We start from the raw sequence: 16,400 nt of genomic DNA, 5'->3' as shown, positions 1-16,400 counted from the left end.
CGAATCATGACGACACTCGCGCACGAGCCGCCGTACGAGTCCCACGAGCCCGCCGAGGAGCTTCCGGACGGGCCGGAGGGGTACGCGACGCACGACGTCACCAACCAGCCCCCGCCCCTCGCCCCCTACGACGCCTCGGACGACGCCGCTCTGCTGGAGGGCGTGCGGCGGGAGGGCGCCGGGTGGGCCGAGGACGGGCTGCGGCGGCTGGGCCGCCGGGCGGGCAGCACGGAGGCCCAGGAGTGGGGCGACCTCGCCAACCGCCACGAGCCCGTGCTGCGCACGCACGACCGGTACGGCAACCGGGTCGACGAGGTCGAGTACCACCCGAGCTGGCACCACCTGATGCGGGTCGCGGTCGGCGAGGGCCTGGCGGGGGCGCCGTGGGCCGACCACCGGCCGGGCGCCCACGTCGCGCGGACCGCGGGCGGGCTGGTGTGGGGGCACACCGAGGCGGGGCACGGGTGCCCGACGTCGATGACCTACGCGGCCGTCCCGGCCCTGCGCGCCCAGCCCGAGCTGGCGAAGGTCTACGAGCCGTTGCTGACCTCCCGCGCCTACGAGCCGGGCCTGCGGACACCCGCGGACAAGCGGGGGCTGCTGGCCGGCATGGGGATGACCGAGAAGCAGGGCGGCTCCGACGTCCGGACGAACACCACGACGGCCACGGCGTCCGCCGAGCCCCTCGTCTACACGCTGCGCGGGCACAAGTGGTTCACGTCGGCGCCGATGTGCGACGTGTTCCTGGTGCTGGCCCAGGCTCCCGGCGGGCTGTCCTGCTTCCTGGTGCCGCGCGTGCTGCCCGACGGCACCCGCAACACCTTCCGCATCCAGCGCCTCAAGGACAAGCTCGGCAACCGTTCCAACGCCTCGTCCGAGCCCGAGTTCGACGGGACCGTGGCCTGGCTGGTCGGGCCCGAGGGCCAGGGCGTCAAGACGATCATCGAGATGGTCAACTGCACCCGGCTGGACTGCGTGATGTCCTCGGCGACGCTCATGCGCAAGACCCTGGTCGAGGCCGGTCATCACGCCCGGCACCGCAGCGCGTTCGGCGCACGGCTGGTGGACCAGCCGCTGATGCGCAACGTCCTGGCCGACCTGGCGCTGGAGTCCGAGGCCGCGACGTCGCTCACCCTGCGGCTGGCCGGCGCCGCCGACCGCGCCGTGCGCGGGGACGCCGGGGAGGCGGCGTTCCGGCGGATCGCCACCGCCGTCGGCAAGTACTGGGTGACCAAGCGGGGACCGGCGTTCACCGCGGAGGCCCTGGAGTGCCTGGGCGGCAACGGCTACGTGGAGGAGTCGGGCATGCCCCGCCACTACCGCGAGGCTCCGCTGCTGTCGATCTGGGAGGGCTCGGGGAACGTCAACGCCCTCGACGTGCTGCGGGCACTGCGCCGCTCCCCCGCCACCGCGCACGCCCTCTTCGGCGAACTCGCCCTGGCGCGCGGGGCGGACGCCCGGCTGGACGCGGCGGTGGCCCGGCTGGAGACGGGGCTCGGCGAGGCGTCGGAGACCGGCGCCCGCCGCCTGGTGGAGCTGATGGCCCTCACCCTCCAGGGCTCCCTGCTGGTCCGGCACGCCCCGTCCGCCGTCGCCGACGCCTTCTGCGCGACCCGGCTCGGCGGCGACTGGGGGCACGCGTTCGGCACCCTGCCGGACTCGGCCGACCTCGGCGGGATCCTGGCGCGGGCCCTGCCGGGCGAGGGCTGAGCGAGCGGCCCGGCCGAACACCTCAGCGGCCCCGACGTCACCGGCCTGACCTGCGGCGACACCCTCTCCAGGGGTGACTGTCAGTGGGTGGGTGCAGACTGGCCCGTGTCCGAGACGAAGGCGTCGACGAGGACGCCGCGGAGGTGATCGGCATGACCGAGGTACTGCTCGCCGTGGGCACCCGCAAGGGCCTGTTCATCGGGCGCCGGCGGGGTGGCACCTGGGAGTTCGACGAGAGTCCCTACTTCAACGCACAGGCGGTCTACTCGGTCGCCCTCGACACCCGCGGCGACACCCCGCGGCTGCTGGCCGGCGGCGACAGCGCCCACTGGGGGCCGTCGGTCTTCCACTCCGACGACCTGGGCCGGACCTGGACCGAACCGGCCGCCCCCGCCGTCAAGTTCCCCAAGGACACCGGAGCCTCGCTGGAGCGGGTGTGGCAACTGCACCCGGCGGCCGCCGAGCCGGACGTGGTGTACGCGGGGACCGAACCGGCGGCGCTGTACCGCTCGGAGGACCGCGGGGAGAGCTTCGAGCTGGTCCGCCCGCTGTGGGAACACCCGACGCGCTCGAAGTGGGTGCCCGGCGGTGGCGGCGAGGGGCTGCACACGGTCCTGACCGACGCGCGTGACCCCAGGTCGGTGACGGTCGCCGTGTCGACCGCGGGCGTGTTCCGCACGTCGGACGGCGGCGCGAGCTGGGCACCGTCGAACTCCGGTGTCTCCGCCGTCTTCCTGCCGGATCCCGACCCGGAGTTCGGCCAGTGCGTGCACAAGGTCGCGCGGGACGCGGCCAACCCGGACCGCCTGTACCTGCAGAACCACTGGGGGGTGTACCGCAGCGACGACGCCGGGGCGCACTGGACCGACATCGGCGAGGGCCTGCCCTCCACCTTCGGGTTCGCGGTGGCCGCCCACCCGCACCGCGGCGACACGGCCTACGTCTTTCCGATCAACGCCGACGCCGACCGGGTGCCCGCGGACCACCGGTGCCGGGTCTTCCGCACCTCGGACGCGGGCAGGAGCTGGGAGCCGCTCTCGGCGGGCCTGCCCCAGGAGGACCACTACGGCACGGTGCTGCGCGACGCGCTGTCCACGGACGACGCGGAACGGGCGGGCGTGTACTTCGGCAACCGCAACGGCGAGGTGTTCGCGTCGGCCGACGACGGCGACTCCTGGCGGCAGTTGGCCTCCCACCTGCCGGACGTGCTGTGCGTGCGGGCCGCGGTCGTGGCGTGAACCGGACCAGGGGGACCGGCCCGGGCCACCGGTTGATCGGCGTCACCCGTACGGCAGTAGGGTGACGCCCGTGGCACCACGACCCTTGAATGAAATCGTCGAAGCGGGCTGGGCGAAGGCGCTGGAGCCCGTCGCCGGACGGATCACCTCGATGGGTGAGTTCCTGCGCGCGGAGATCGCCGCCGGACGCACCTACCTCCCGGCCGGGGCGAACGTCCTGCGGGCCTTCCAGCAGCCCTTCGACGACGTCCGGGTCCTGATCGTCGGACAGGACCCCTACCCCACCCCGGGACACGCGGTGGGACTGTCGTTCTCCGTCGCACCCGAGGTGCGCCCGCTGCCCGCCAGCCTGGTCAACATCTTCCGGGAGCTGAACACCGACCTGAATCTCCCGCAGCCCTCCAACGGCGATCTCACGCCCTGGACCCAGCAGGGTGTGCTGCTGCTCAACAGGGCGCTCACGACGGCCCCGCGCAAACCCGCGGCCCACCGCGGCAAGGGCTGGGAGGAGGTCACCGAGCAGGCGATAAGGGCGCTGGTGGCGCGCGGCAAGCCGATGGTGTCCATCCTCTGGGGCCGTGACGCGCGCAATCTGCGCCCGCTGCTCGGTGACCTGCCGGCCGTGGAGTCGGCGCACCCCTCCCCGATGTCGGCGGACCGGGGCTTCTTCGGTTCCCGTCCGTTCAGCCGGGCCAACGACCTGCTGGTGCGGCTGGGAGGTCAGCCGGTCGACTGGCGTCTGCCGTGAGCGGCACCGGCTTCCTGGCCGTCGACTCCGGGGGTTCGGGACTGCGCGTCGTCGTCGGCACCGTCGGCGGCGACCGGGCCGGCCCCCGCGGTCGGCGGGACTCGGCAGAACCCGTGCGCACCGGTCCGCGCGGCATCGACCCCGGCCACCTCATGGATCAACTGCTGCCCATGGTCCGGTCGTTGACCGAGGAGAGCGCGGTGACCCGGTTCGACACCGTCGTCGTCGGGGCCGCCGGGCTGGCCACGCTGGGCGACGCGCTGCGCGCCGAACTGCCGGGCGCACTGGCCCGGGAGCTGGGCGCGCGGAGGGTCGCGCTGGCCGCCGACGCCGTGACCGCCTACGTGGGCGCCCTCGGTCCGCGGACCGGTGCGGTGGTGGCCGCCGGGACCGGCCTGATCGCCGTCGGCACCGACCTGTCGCGCTGGCGGCGGGCGGACGGCTGGGGCCATCTGCTGGGCGACTGCGGCGGCGGTGCCTGGATCGGGCGGGCCGGTCTGGAGGCGGCGCTGCGCGCCCACGACGGGCGGGAGGACGGCTCGGCGCCCCTGCTGGCCCGGGCCGAGGAACGCTTCGGTCCGGCGGCCGGGCTGCCCGGACAGGTGTACCCGCGTGCGGACCGGCCCGCCGTCCTCGCCTCCTTCGCGCCCGAGGTGGCCGCCTGCGCGGCGGCCGACCCGGTCGCCGCGGGGATCCTGCGGGCCGCCGCCCGGCACATGGCCGACTCGGCCGCCGCGGTCTGCCCGTCCGTCGGCGAGCCCCGGGTGGCGGTGACCGGCGGACTGCTGAGGATGGGCGATCCGCTCCTCGTGCCGCTGGAGGAGGAGTTGGCGAAACGGCTGCCTCAGGCGCGGCGGACGGACGCGCAGGGCGATCCGCTGGACGGCTCGGTCCGGATCGCGACCGACCTGGCGAACGGCTCCCTCGCGCTTCCGGGGGACGACAGGATGCTGTGGGTGGCGAACGTCCCGGCCGGCTGAGAAGTGGTCGGCCGACGAGGTGAATCGTGCCGATGTCGGCCCATCCGTACATCACTCATCAGACAAAACCGGACGGATACCGCTCACCTGCACCCTCCCCGAAGAGGGAAGCCCCGGAAACCAGTAACATGCGGCGCCATGAGCTCCCCCACTGGGCCCGCGTCCGGCCTGCCAGTACGAATGCCGCGCCCCCGCCAGCCCGGACGGCACCGCCGTCCCGAACCATTGGTGGCTCCCGAGGGCGCGCCGGCGCTCGTCCTCGCGGTGCCGGGGGCGCCCAGCAGTGCCACCCGCGGCCTCGCCGACGAGGTCATCAGCATCGCCCGCTCCGAGCTGCCCGGGCTCGACGCCCGCATCGGCCACCTCGACGGGGACGACGACGCCGAGTTCCCCTCCCTGTCCGCCGTGCTCGTCCAGACCGCCGAGGAGCGCACCGCCCGCTTCGAGCAGGCCCGCGCCGCCGGCCTGGACGTCAAGGAGCCCGAGGGCCCCGTCGCGGTCGTCGTGCCGCTGCTCGCCGGGCCGGACAACGCGCTGCTGCGCCGGATCCGGCAGGCCGTGATGGACAGCAGCATCGCGGCCGAGCTGACCGACGTGCTCGGACCGCACCCCCTGCTCGCCGAGGCGCTGCACGTGCGGCTCTCCGAGGCCGGTCTCGCCCGCGCCGACCGTGCCCGCCTGTTCACCGTGGCCACCGCCGCGGACGGCATCATCCTGGCGTCCGTCGGCGGTGACGAGGCCGTCCAGGCGGCCGGCATCACCGGCATGCTGCTCGCCGCGCGCCTCGCCGTGCCGGTGATCGCGGCGGCGCTGGACGAGGAGGGCTCCATCGCGTCCGTGGCCGAGCAGCTCCGCTCCTCGGGTTCCCGGCAACTGGCGCTCGCGCCGTACCTGATCGGCCCGGAGATCGAGGCGTCCGTGCTGGAGGAGGCGGCCAAGGAAGCGGGCTGCTCCACCGCCGAGCCGCTCGGCCCGTATCCGGCGATCGGCAAGCTGGCGCTGGCCAAGTACACGACGGCGCTCGGGATCTCGCCGCAGCAGGCACAGGGGGCGCCGGTTCGGTGAGGCGCGCGTGCGTGCGCGTGTTCGTTCAGGCCCGTACGAAGGGGCCCGCTGATCCGGAGACGGGCGGCGGGCCCCTTCGCGCGGGCCTGCCGGCGAACACACCATGACCGCCGGCCCCTTGTGTCCGGCCCCGCTCGGTGGCCGGGCCCACGGGCCGGTGCCCGACCGGCGTGGGGCGGCGCGAGCACCCGCGGCTACGGAGCGAAGATCACGCAGGAGGCCGCCGGGACCGCCAGGGAGCCCGTGCGGCGCGGAACGCCGGTGGCCGGGTCCAGGGCGAACCAGGTGACGTCTCCGGAGCGTTCGTTGGCCGCGTACAGGAAGCCCCGCGACACGGTGATGTCGCGGGGCCAGTGCCCGCCGCAGGGCACGGTGGCGGCCAGCCGCAGTCCGTCCGGCTCCACGGCAAGGACGGACAGGACGTCCTCGCCCCGGGTCGCGGTCCACACGAAACGGCCGTCGGCCGAGACGGCGATGCCGGAGGGATAGGCGTCGCCCGTCGGGGCGCCGGGCAGCACCGGTACCTCGGTGAGGGGTTTGAGGGTGCCGTCGGCGGCGTCCCAGTGGCAGACGGTCACGGTGGGCGCCAGTTCGTTGACGACGTAGGCGTGGGAGCCGTCCGGGTGGAAGGCCAGGTGCCGCGGCCCCGAACCCGGCCGCAGCGCGACCTCGCGGTGCACGGCGGGGACACCGTCCGCGAGAGTGCAGACCCGCACCGAGTCGGTGCCCAGGTCCACGCTGACGGCCCACCGTCCGCTGGGGTCGGGCCGCACCTGGTGGGCGTGCGGCCCCTGCTGCCGCTGGGCGTGCGGGCCGGAGCCGGTGTGGCGCAGGACGCCGGAGGCGGACCGGGCGAGGGTGCCGTCGGCGCGGACCGGTACGGCGCTGACGGTGCCGGAGCCGTAGTTGGCGGTCAGCACGTGCCCGGCGAACAGGCTCAGGTGGGTCGGTCCGTCCCCCTCGACGGGCACCGGACGCCCGGCGGGCTCGGGCCTGCCCCCGCGCACGCGGTAGGCGGCCACCGCGCCCTCGGCGGTCTCGCTGACGGCGTAGAGCGTCTCCCCGTCGGGAGCGAGGGCCAGGTAGGAGGGGTCGGCCAGACCGTCCGTGCCGCTGACGACCGTGAGGGCCCCGCCGTCCGGGGCGACGGTCGCCGTCAGGATCCCGGGGCCGCCGGCCGCCGTGAACGACCCGATGTATGCCCGCCGCTGCCGCCTGCCGCCGTCCGCCACCGCTGCCCCTTCCGTCCCGCTTCATCCGGCTCCGGGTCGAGTGCCGACCCGGCCGGCCGCCTGATGCCCCGGCCTGCCTGATCGTCCGTCCGGAAGCGACGGTAGCAGTCGGGCGCCTGCGGTCTAGACCAAGCGGGTGCCGTGGGCCGCACAGTACGCGGATCAGGCTCCGGCCAGCCGCGACCCGGAAGGTCCGCGCAGGGGGGCGGCGAGTTCGGCGAGGGCGTGCTCCAGGTCGTGGAGGTGGGCCAGCGCGGGCTCCGTGGCGCGCGGCACGCCCGCGCGGACGTGGGAGGTGCCGCCCTGGTCCACACCGGGGGACGGGGTGGTGCCCCGGCCGGTGAGTGCCTCGACCGCGGCCTCGACACGCCAGCAGGCGGCGGCCAGCCGGGCGTCGTGCGAGGCCTCGGGGTCCGCGGCCACGGCGACGAGGCCGCGGATCTCCCGGGCACAGTCGTCGAGCAGGTCCAGGACCCGCCGGGCCCGCCGCCGGCGGCCGTGCAGGGGGCTCAGCGGGTGGACGAGCGGCGCGACCGCCATCCTGACCCGGCCGAGCAACTGCTCCAGTTCCGCCACCCGCGGCGCCGGGTCGGCGCCCTCGGTCCCGGCGAGTCGGGCGGCGGCCTCCGCGGTGCAGGCGTGGACGCAGCGCAGGGCGCGCTGGATCCAGGCGTCGGTGACGGCGTGCGTGGTGACCGGCAGGACGAACAGGACGGCGAGCGCGGCGCCGAGCGCGCCCACCCCCGTCTCGGCGGCCCGCAGGGCGAGCAGGCCCGGACCGAGGAAGCCGAGGAGGCCGTAGAGCAACTCGGCGAGCAGGGTCACGCAGAGCATCATCCAGGTGTAGGAGACCGCGGCCGTGTAGAAGATGCCGAAGACGCAGGCGGCGGCGAGCACCGCGGTGGGCACCGGGGCACCGGCCACCGGCACGGCGACCAGGAAGCCGAGGCCGATACCGGCGACCGTGCCGAGGACCCGGCGGAAGCCGCGCACCAGCGTCTCGCCGCGCGAGGTGGTGTTGACGAACACCCACCAGGTGGCACCCACGGCCCAGTACCAGCGGTCGCCGGACACCATCTGGCCCACGACCAGGGCGAAACCGGCACCCGCGGTGGCCTGCACGGCCTGTCGGGTGGTGATGCGGGAGAGTCCGGTCCCGGCGGGCGGCGCGGGGACGGCGGGCGCGGGCCGGCGGCGCTCGTAGCACCACAGGCCGAAGCGCACCGCCGCGGCGGTGGCCACGGACAGCAGGACGGCGGCGTACATCTCGGGCAGCCGGTCGGTGGTCGCGTGCAGGAACTGGGCGATGAAGAAGGTCATGAACGCGAACACGCCGAGGCTGTGCCCGCGCGGCCCCCAGCGGCGCGCGTACACGCCCGCGCCGACGACCGCGAGGAAGGTGAGGTCCCGGACCACGGGGAGGTCGTGCAGCGCCGCGGCGGCGGTGAGCACGGGCACCCCGGCCACCGGCAGCAGCGCGGTGGTGACGGCCTGGCCGCGCACGGTGGCGTCGGTGACGGTGAACAGCGCGAGCAGGGCGGCGAGCCCGCCCACGATCGCGCCGACCAGGGAGGTGCCGGCCAGCCCGCACAGTACGACGGCCGACCCGATGCCGAGGACGGCCCGGGCGGCGAACCGCAGCCGGGTCCGTCCCGGGTCCGGGCTCACGAACACCTTCTTCAGCACTGATTACCGCCCCCTCGTTCACTCGTGCCCACCGGCCCGGACGTCACCGCATGCAAAAGGCGCCGCGGAGGTCCGCAGCGCCATCGACACCTCTATAGGAGCATCTCTCCCGCCAGTGGCTCAACAGGCCGTCGGCCGAGTGGGCCATTGGTACAGTGATCACGGCTTTCCGGTAGCCATGGAAGAGCCATTGGCCGACGAGAGGGGGCCGGACGCGCGATGGCCGTCGACGAGCTCGACACCCGCATCCTGCGGCTGCTGCTGGAGCAGCCGCGCACCAGCGTGCGCGAGTACGCCCGTCTCCTCGGGGTCGCCCGCGGCACCCTCCAGGCCCGGCTGGACCGGCTGGAGCGCGACGGCGTGATCACCGGCACCGCTCCGTCCCTCTCCCCCGCCGCTCTGGGCCACCCGGTGCTCGCGTTCGTGCACATCGAGGTCACCCAGGGACACCTGGACGAGGTGGGCGAGGCCCTGGCGGCGGTGCCGGAGATCGTCGAGGCCTTCTCCATCACGGGCGGCGGTGACCTCCTGACCCGCGTCGTGGCCCGCGACAACGCGCACCTGGAGGACGTGGTGCAGAAGCTGATCAGCCTGCCCGGCGTGGTCCGCACCCGCAGCGAGGTGGCGCTGCGCGAGCGGGTGCCGCACCGGCTGCTGCCGCTCGTGGAGTCGATCGGACGCTCGGCCCGCAGGTGATCCTTGGCATGCTGGACGCCATGGGCACCATGAGCACACTCGACGGCATCTCGGTCATCTTCGATCTCGACGGAACGCTCGTGGACAGCGAACCGAATTACTACGAAGCGGGCCGGCGCACCCTCGCCGAGTACGGCGTCCCGGACTTCACCTGGGCCGACCACGCGGCGTACGTGGGCATCAGCACCCAGGAGACGGTCGCCGACTGGAGGCGGCGCTACGGGCTGGGTGCTCCGGTCGAGGAACTGCTCGCCGTCAAGAACCGCCACTATCTGGAGCTCGCGCGCGTCTCGGCCCGCGCGTATCCCGAGATGCGCAAGTTCGTCGAGCTGCTGGCGGGCGAGGGCGTGCCGATGGCGGTGGCGTCGGGTTCGTCGCCCGAGGCGATCGGGACGGTCCTGGCCCGTACCGGCCTGGACGCCCGTCTGCGCACGGTCGTCTCGGCCGACGAGGTGGAGCGGGGCAAGCCGGCCCCCGACGTGTTCCTGGAGGCGGCCCGGCGGCTCGGTGCGGAACCGGCCCGCTGCGTGGTCCTGGAGGACGCCGCTCCCGGCGCCGCCGCCGCGCACGCGGCCGGGATGCGCTGCATCGCGATCCCGTACGTCGCGCACCAGGCCGACGCCCCGGAGTTCGCCACGGCGGACCTGCTGCTGCGCGGGGGCCAGGAGGAGTTCACGGCGCGGGCGGCCTACGACTGGCTGGCGCGCCGGGACACGAAGTGAGCACGTTCCCCGGAGGGTGATCAGAACACCGCCCGCATCCGTACCTCCTGGTGTCCGAGCCCTGTCTTCGTCCCGGGAGGCACGATGCGTGTCACGCGCGCCACGGCAGGGACCGCCTTCGTGGCCGGTGCCCTGGTCCTCACACTCACCGCACTCGCCTACCCGGCCGTGCTCGGGGTGCGCAACGCGGGCAGCGACCAGACCCGGGTCGTCACCGAGACGCGGTACGGGCCGCTCACCGAGCAGGACCGGGACTTCGTGGTGAAGGTGCGGGCCGCGGGACTGTGGGAGCACCCGCTGGGACTGCTGGCCATGGAGCGGGGGACGACACCGGAGATGCGGGAGGCCGGTGAGCACCTGGTCGTCGGCCACTCCCGGCTGGACGCGACCTGCCGCAGGATCGCGCCGGAGCTGGGCATCACCCTGCCCAACCTGGCCTCCCCGCAACAGCAGCAGTTCGTGTCGACCGTGGACGGGACCACGGGCAAGCAGTTCGACACCACCGCGGTCAACATCATGCGGATCACGCACGGCCAGATCTTCCCGGCCATCGCCAGGATCCGCGCCAACACCAAGAACTCCCTGGTGCGGCAGCTCGCCGACCAGGCCAACGACACCGTGCTCGACCACATCACCGTGCTGGAGAAGACCGGGCTGGTCAACTTCGACCAGGTCAACTTCCAGCAGACCGCCCCGCCGAACCTGCCCAAGGTGCAACTCACGCCCCCGGCTCCGCAGCCGGGTGAGCCGGTGCTCTCGCTCACCGCGCCGCCCGGGCTGGAGGTCAACACCTCCGCGCCGACACCGGCGCCGAGCCCGACGGTCCGCTGACCGGGGGCCGCCTGCCGTCGCGGTCAGCGGTGGCGCGGCCTGCTGCCGCGTCCCCCGGGCCTGCCCCTGCCCTTGCCCGCACCTCCGCCCCGGCCGTTGCCGCCGGTGCGGGTGCCGGTCCGGCCGTTGCCGCCACTGCCGCCGGTGCCGCGCCGGGGTGCGTCGCCGCTCTGCCGTCCGGCGGCCTTCCCGCCCTTGGCCCGCGCCGGTTCGGGCTGCCGGCCGCGGGTGCTGTTGACGGTCCGGCCCCGGACGATTCCGATGAAGTCCTCGACGCGGTCGGTGTGCGCGTCCTCCGGCCAGGACAGGGCCACGCTCGATTCGGGCGCGTCCGTGACCGTGCGGTACGTGAGGTCCTTGCGGTGGTGCAGCCGGGCCAGCGACAGGGGGACGAGCAGCACGCCGATCCCGGCAGCCACCAGCTCGACGGCGTCCGCGGTGGTGGCCGGACGCTCCAGGGCGGGCCTGCCCGGCGGCCGCTCCCAGCCGAGGACGTCGTCCAGGGGGTGCAGCACGATCTCGTCGGCGAGGTCCTCGACGGTCACCTCGTCGGCAGCGGTGACGAGGTGGTCCCGGGGGATCAGCACGACCGTGGTCTCGGTGTAGAGGGGGATGGCGCTGAGCAGGGTCCGGTCGACGGGCAGCCGCACCAGCCCGGCGTCGGCGTCGCGACCCAGCAGCACGCCGCCCGCTTCCGCGGCCGGGACCTGGGTCAGGGAAAGGGGCACGTCGGGCAGCCGCTCGTTCCAGATGCGCCCCCATTTGTCGGGCGTCACCCCCGGGACGTACGCGAGCCGGAACGAGGGGGGAGCTTCCGAGCCTGTCACCCCGCCAGGTTACCGGGCGTGGTCGGGAGCCACTCACACGATCGATACCCTTGACGGCATGACGTCGCACCAGAACACCCAGACCATGAAGCCCGCGACCGCGGCGAAGAAGCTGGGTGTGTACCTCGAGGCCACTCCCGCCGAGTTCCGGGAGGGCGTCGTCACGCGCGCCGAACTGAACGCGCTCCAGGCCGACCCGCCCGCCTGGCTGCGCGAGCTGCGGCGCGACGGTCCGCACCCGCGGCCGGTGGTGGCGGCCAAGCTGGGCGTCTCCATCGCGGGCCTGCACCGCGGCGGCGTCGCCGAACCGCTCACCACGGAGCAGATCGACGTGTTGAAGCAGGAGCGTCCGGAGTGGCTGGAGCGGGAGCAGGCCGTCCAGGCCGACGTGCGCAAGGAGGCGGCGCGCGTGAAGAAGCTGCACGCCGAGCGTGCCGAACGTGCCGAGCGCGACTGACCGGTCCACCCGCCCCGCCGTATGAACCGTGAACCGCCCGACCCGCCCGGCCGGGCGGGTCGGGCGGTTCACTCCTCGGCCTTCTGTGCCGTCAGGCTCCACGCGTACTGCAGCACGTCGGAGACCACGACCGCGCTCAGGCCCGCGCACACCAGCCGCCCCGCCCGGGGTGCGACGGCGTAGGTGCCGACGAGTGCGCCGGCCACCCAGGCCGAGGTGCAGAACGGGCAGGAGACCAGGTCGCCGACGGCACGGCGCAGACCGGTGCCGCGCCCGGCGTCCATCACCTCGTTGGCGTTGCCGTGGCCCTCCCGGCTGGTGAAGGGAGCCCGCAGGAAGCTGGTGACCTTGTCCTTGGTCAGCAGCCGGGACGCCTTGAACGTCGCCGTTCCCAGCAGGGCCACGTCCCACGGGGGAACGGTGTCCGGCAGCCGGACCCCGCGGCGCCACACCGTGGCCGCGAACACGCCCACGCTCGTCGCGAAGGTCGCCGCGAGCGTCGCGTAGCCGGCGAGGGGGGTCTCCTCCCCGTCGGCGTAGCGCTGCTCAACGTCCGTCATGGGTGTCTCCGTTCTCGGTGGGGTACCGGGCCGCCGAAGAGGTCGGCGCAGTCCGCCGGCAGGTGGGCCAGGAGCTGGTCGACCCGTGCGCGGGGCACCGCCTCGGCGAGGGTGGCCAGCACGGCGCCGGCGTCCCACTCGGCGGTGCGCGGACGGGCGCCGGTCTGCTGGGCCACCCGGCGCAGGAACTCGTCGCGGCCGAAGGTCTCGGGGCGCCCGCGCTCCAGGCGGAGCGCGTCGTCCAGCGGCGCGGGCAGGTCGGCGGCCAGAGCGGCGGCAGCCTCGGGCGGAACGCGGGACGCGATCACCCACAGGACGGCCGTGGTGACCTGTTCGGCCTCGTCGTCGCTGTGGAACTCGCCGCGGTCGCGGACCCGGGTCAGGAAATCGTCGAGCCGCACGGCGTCGCCTCCTAGTGCCGGTTCGCGCTCCGGGGCGGGTGCCCCCGGGCCGGGCGGGGAAACGGGCGCGTGCTCAGTGCCGTACCCGCGCACGGGCGGCGTCGGCGACGTCGGTCACCCGGGCCAGGGCGTCCGCGTTCCCGGCGAACAGCGCGTGGCCGGCGGCGATCCGCCGCTCGCGGGCCGGGCCCGGTGCGGTGAGCCGCCGCAGCGCCTCCAGCAGCGCGGTCTCGTCCTCGGCGACCTCGGACACGCCCAGCGCGGCCATCCGCCGGACGCCGTCGGCACCGTGGCCGGGTATCGGCCGGTGGCCCACGACCGGCAGCCCGGCCGCGAGCGCCTGTACGGCGGTCTGCCCCGCCGCGTTGTCGATCAGCGCGCGGGCGGCGTGGAGGAGGCCGGGCATGTCCGTCACCCAGCCCAGGGCGAGGACGCCCGGTGTGCCGGACAGCGCGCGGCGCAGCCGCCGGTTGCCGCCGCACAGGACGACCGGCAGGAAGCCGTGGTCCGTCAGGAGCCGGACCGTGGCGTCCAGGTGCGAACCGACGCCCCAGGCACCGGCGGACAGCACCACGGGTGGCCGCCCGGGGCCCAGCCGCTCGAACAGGTCCCGCCACTCGGCCGTCCCCCGCACCCCGGCGGGCCCGGCGGAGAACTCCGGCGCCACCACGGGAACGCACGTTCCGGCCGGGCCGCCGGTGCTCCCCCGCACCTCGCGCGCCGCGTCCTCGGTGAGGCACAGGCAGTGGTCGTTGCCGGGGTGGAGCCACTGCCGGTGCACCTCGAAGTCGATCACGAGAACGACGGCGGGCGCGGTCAGCAGCCCGCGCTCCCTGAGGTGGCCGGTGAGCTGGGCCCCCAGGTGGAAGACGGGCACGACGACGTCCGCGCCCGTGCGCTCGGCCAGCTCGCGCAGTCTGCCCCCGGCGAGCCGGGCCAGCGGTGTCCCACTGGGACGGCGTCCGCCCCCGGGCCGCAGGAAGAGGCGGTACAGGGCCGCGTACGCCCAGGGGAAGTGCCGTACCGACCCGCGGTAGAAGCACCTCAGGAGCGTGCCCAGGCCGTACGGCAGGAGCGCGAGGACGTCGACGACCTCGGCGGCGTCGCCGCGCTCGCGCGCCCGGCGGGCCAGTTCGGCCGCGACCGTGTCGTGGCCGGCGCCCATGCTCGCGCTGATCACCAGCAGGCGTCTGCCGTCCCGGGAACCGTGCCGGGTGCCGCGGTGGCGGGGCTCCGAGGAGCTGCGTGGGTGCACAGCGGACCAGGTTGCCGGGGCGGCGGGTTCCAAACCACTGCGCGCGCAGTAACGAACCGCCGTATACAGGGGTGTTTCGGATGTCCTGCCGGGGATACTCCGTGACCGCCCGTCCGGCCGGACGGCGAAGCCCGACCCCCTGGTCGGCCGCTTCGCGGTGCCGCCCCGAGCCAAGGTGGTCCTCATGGTCCATGTGTTCTCCCGTCCCCGTCCCGTCTCCGCTCCTCAGGTCGTCGCACCCGACGCGGACGACGCGAGGCCCAGGCGGCGGCCCGTCGGGATGCGGGACCCGCGGACCCGTACGGCGCTCGTGACCGGGGCGTCCTCCGGGATCGGCGCGGCGGTGGCCCGCAGGCTGGGCGACGAGGAGGGCTGGCGGCTGGTGCTCACCGGACGTGACCCGGTACGGCTGCGTCAGGTGGCGGACGACACCTCGGCCACCGCCTTCGCGGCGGACCTCACCCTTCCCGGGGCCGACCGGCAGCTCACCGACTTCGCGACGGCCACCTCGGGCCCGGTGGACCTGCTGGTGGCCGGGGCCGGGGTGGGCTGGGCCGGAGAGTTCCTGGACATGCCCCCGCACACGATCGACGAGGTGTTCGACATCAACGTGCTGGCCACGCTGCGCCTGGTGCGGCTGCTGCTGCCGGGGATGGTGGCGGCGGGCTCGGGGCGGGTGGTGCTCATCGGGTCGCTGGCGGGCAGTGTCGCGGTGCGCGACGAGGCCGTGTACTCGGCCGCCAAGGCCGCGATCGGCGCCTTCGCCGACTCGCTGCGCTACGAGCTGCGGGGCACCGGCGTGGGCGTCACCCACGTGGTGCCGGGTGTCGTCGACACCCCGTTCTTCGAGCGCCGCGGCGCCCCCTACCAGCGGTCCAGGCCGCGTCCGGTGCCTCCCGAGCGCGTGGCGGAGGCGGTGCGCAGCGCGGTGGTACGGGGCCGCGACGAGGTGTACGTGCCTTCGTGGCTTCGGCTGCCGTGCCGGGTGCGGGGCACGGCGCCGGGACTGTACCGGCGGCTGGCCGCTCGGTTCGGATGACCGGGAGCCGGCCGCGGTGAGCGTCCTCACCGTCGTCCTCGCCCTGTTCGCGGCGCTGTCCAACGCGGCGGCGTCCGTGCTGCAGCGCCGGGCGGCGGCGCAGGACGAGGACCGGGCGGGGGCCCGGCACACGGCGCTGCGCTCGCTGCTGCGGATGGTGCGCGACCGGTACTGGGTCGGCGGCGCGGCGCTGCTCGCGCTGACGACGGTGCTGCAGGCGTCCGCTCTGGCGGTGGGCAGTCTGGCCGTCGTCCAGCCGTTGATGGCCACCGAACTGCTCTTCACGCTGGTGGTGGGCAGCGCGGTCTTCCACCGGCGGCCGGACTCGCGGACCTGGCTGGCGTTCGTGGCGCTGGCCGTGGGGCTCGCCCTCTTCCTGGGCGCCGCCGCTCCGTCGCCCGGGCACGACACCGCCACCGCCGGCCGCTGGATCTGGACGGGACTGGCGCTGTTCGTCCTGATCACGGTCCTCGCGTCGGTCGGCAGCATGGTGCGGGGCTCGCCCCGCGCGGCGCTGTTCGGATCGGCGTCCGCGGTGGGGTTCGGCGGGACGGCGGCACTGCTCAAGGAACTGACCGGACGGCTCCCGCAGGGAGTGGGCGCGGTGCTGACCCAGTGGCCGCCGTACGCGACGGCGGTGGTGGGCGGGGCCAGCTTCCTGCTGCTGCAGAGCGCCCTGCGGGCGGGCACCCTGGCGGCCTCGCAACCGGCGCTGACCCTCGGCGACGCGCTGACCAGCGTCGCCCTGGGCTGGGGCCTGTTCGGCGAGGAGATCCTGCTCGGCGTGCGGGTGCTGCCCGAGCTGATCGGTGTGGCCCTGATCGGCCTCGGCAGCATCGGACTGGCCCGGGCCCCGTCCGTCCACGGCGCCTGGGACACGGCACCGGCGGCACGGGACGGACCAGGGCCCGGGCCCTGACCCGGACGTAAGGTGCGGCACTGAACAGCCCGGC

The 16,400-nt window shown here is 74.9% G+C and carries 17 protein-coding genes; 11 read left to right on the top strand and 6 right to left on the bottom strand.

Annotated features, from left to right (window positions below; translation table 11 throughout):
- Positions 1 to 6: 6 nt before the first annotated feature.
- From IG88_RS0101495 to IG88_RS0101475, 5 genes are all read left to right on the top strand, one after another.
- Positions 7 to 1,710: a DNA alkylation response protein gene (locus IG88_RS0101495; RefSeq protein WP_031033997.1), complete on the top strand. Its 1,704-nt coding sequence runs from the start codon at positions 7 to 9 to the stop codon at positions 1,708 to 1,710.
- 83 nt (positions 1,711 to 1,793) lie between these two features.
- Positions 1,794 to 2,948 carry a WD40/YVTN/BNR-like repeat-containing protein gene (locus IG88_RS0101490; RefSeq protein ID WP_031033994.1) on the top strand — a complete coding sequence of 385 codons (1,155 nt, stop codon included), beginning with the start codon at positions 1,794 to 1,796 and terminating at the stop codon, positions 2,946 to 2,948.
- Positions 2,949 to 3,018: 70 nt separating this feature from the next.
- Positions 3,019 to 3,696, top strand: a complete 678-nt coding sequence (locus tag IG88_RS0101485; protein WP_031033992.1) for a uracil-DNA glycosylase — start codon at positions 3,019 to 3,021, stop codon at positions 3,694 to 3,696.
- Positions 3,693 to 4,676, top strand: coding sequence for an N-acetylglucosamine kinase (locus tag IG88_RS0101480; RefSeq protein WP_031033990.1), 984 nt, complete (start codon positions 3,693 to 3,695; stop codon positions 4,674 to 4,676). Before IG88_RS0101485 ends, IG88_RS0101480 begins: the two co-directional genes overlap by 4 nt.
- 138 nt (positions 4,677 to 4,814) lie before the next feature.
- Complete coding sequence (locus IG88_RS0101475) at positions 4,815 to 5,741, top strand: sirohydrochlorin chelatase (protein ID WP_037835159.1); 927 nt, start codon at positions 4,815 to 4,817, stop codon at positions 5,739 to 5,741.
- 194 nt (positions 5,742 to 5,935) lie between these two features.
- On the opposite strand, the gene IG88_RS0101470 is transcribed toward IG88_RS0101475, so the two are convergent.
- Together IG88_RS0101470 and IG88_RS0101465 are read right to left on the bottom strand one after the other, a co-directional pair.
- Entirely contained in the window at positions 5,936 to 6,973 is a 1,038-nt protein-coding gene (locus tag IG88_RS0101470; RefSeq protein WP_031033985.1) for a lactonase family protein, read from the bottom strand.
- A gap of 162 nt (positions 6,974 to 7,135) precedes the next feature.
- Positions 7,136 to 8,659: an FUSC family protein gene (locus tag IG88_RS0101465; RefSeq protein ID WP_031033983.1), complete on the bottom strand. Its 1,524-nt coding sequence runs from the start codon at positions 8,657 to 8,659 to the stop codon at positions 7,136 to 7,138.
- Between the two features lie 219 nt (positions 8,660 to 8,878).
- On the opposite strand from IG88_RS0101465, the gene IG88_RS0101460 reads away from it, so the two are divergent.
- The 3 genes from IG88_RS0101460 (at position 8,879) to IG88_RS0101450 (ending at position 10,908) form a co-directional block, all read left to right on the top strand.
- Positions 8,879 to 9,355, top strand: a complete 477-nt coding sequence (locus IG88_RS0101460) for an Lrp/AsnC family transcriptional regulator (RefSeq protein WP_031033981.1) — start codon at positions 8,879 to 8,881, stop codon at positions 9,353 to 9,355.
- 29 nt (positions 9,356 to 9,384) lie between these two features.
- On the top strand, positions 9,385 to 10,077 hold the full coding sequence (locus IG88_RS0101455; RefSeq protein WP_031033979.1) for an HAD family hydrolase: 693 nt from the start codon (positions 9,385 to 9,387) through the stop codon (positions 10,075 to 10,077).
- A gap of 84 nt (positions 10,078 to 10,161) precedes the next feature.
- Positions 10,162 to 10,908, top strand: a complete 747-nt coding sequence (locus tag IG88_RS0101450) for a DUF4142 domain-containing protein (protein ID WP_031033976.1) — start codon at positions 10,162 to 10,164, stop codon at positions 10,906 to 10,908.
- 23 nt (positions 10,909 to 10,931) lie between these two features.
- Here IG88_RS0101450 and IG88_RS0101445 read toward each other — a convergent pair whose 3' ends face one another.
- A complete protein-coding gene (locus tag IG88_RS0101445; protein WP_031033975.1) occupies positions 10,932 to 11,735 on the bottom strand; it encodes a LysR substrate-binding domain-containing protein in 804 nt (267 codons plus the stop codon).
- Between the two features lie 58 nt (positions 11,736 to 11,793).
- Here IG88_RS0101445 and IG88_RS0101440 point away from each other — a divergent pair, with 58 nt between their 5' ends.
- The gene (locus IG88_RS0101440) at positions 11,794 to 12,192 is read left to right on the top strand and encodes a DUF5997 family protein (RefSeq protein WP_031033973.1); all 399 of its coding nucleotides are present in this window, start codon (positions 11,794 to 11,796) and stop codon (positions 12,190 to 12,192) included.
- Positions 12,193 to 12,260: 68 nt separating this feature from the next.
- Here IG88_RS0101440 and IG88_RS0101435 read toward each other — a convergent pair whose 3' ends face one another.
- The 3 genes from IG88_RS0101435 to IG88_RS0101425 all read right to left on the bottom strand — a co-directional run bounded on the left by IG88_RS0101435 (position 12,261) and on the right by IG88_RS0101425 (position 14,318).
- Positions 12,261 to 12,752: a DUF1360 domain-containing protein gene (locus IG88_RS0101435; RefSeq protein ID WP_031033969.1), complete on the bottom strand. Its 492-nt coding sequence runs from the start codon at positions 12,750 to 12,752 to the stop codon at positions 12,261 to 12,263.
- Positions 12,749 to 13,153, bottom strand: a complete 405-nt coding sequence (locus IG88_RS0101430) for a DUF2267 domain-containing protein (protein ID WP_031033967.1) — start codon at positions 13,151 to 13,153, stop codon at positions 12,749 to 12,751. Before IG88_RS0101430 ends, IG88_RS0101435 begins: the two co-directional genes overlap by 4 nt.
- A gap of 73 nt (positions 13,154 to 13,226) precedes the next feature.
- Positions 13,227 to 14,318, bottom strand: coding sequence for an MGDG synthase family glycosyltransferase (locus IG88_RS0101425; RefSeq protein WP_037835202.1), 1,092 nt, complete (start codon positions 14,316 to 14,318; stop codon positions 13,227 to 13,229).
- Between the two features lie 274 nt (positions 14,319 to 14,592).
- Here IG88_RS0101425 and IG88_RS0101420 point away from each other — a divergent pair, with 274 nt between their 5' ends.
- Both IG88_RS0101420 and IG88_RS0101415 read left to right on the top strand, forming a co-directional pair.
- Positions 14,593 to 15,447 (top strand): SDR family NAD(P)-dependent oxidoreductase, encoded by an 855-nt coding sequence (locus IG88_RS0101420; protein WP_031033962.1) that lies wholly within the window; start codon positions 14,593 to 14,595, stop codon positions 15,445 to 15,447.
- Positions 15,448 to 15,463: 16 nt separating this feature from the next.
- The gene (locus tag IG88_RS0101415; RefSeq protein ID WP_031033960.1) at positions 15,464 to 16,366 is read left to right on the top strand and encodes a DMT family transporter; all 903 of its coding nucleotides are present in this window, start codon (positions 15,464 to 15,466) and stop codon (positions 16,364 to 16,366) included.
- Positions 16,367 to 16,400: the final 34 nt, after the last annotated feature.

The sequence above is a fragment of the Streptomyces sp. NRRL F-5650 genome (assembly GCF_000721365.1).
Taxonomy (GTDB): Bacteria; Actinomycetota; Actinomycetes; order Streptomycetales; family Streptomycetaceae; genus Streptomyces; species Streptomyces ardesiacus.
This window is presented reverse-complemented; position numbering and strand designations above follow the sequence as displayed.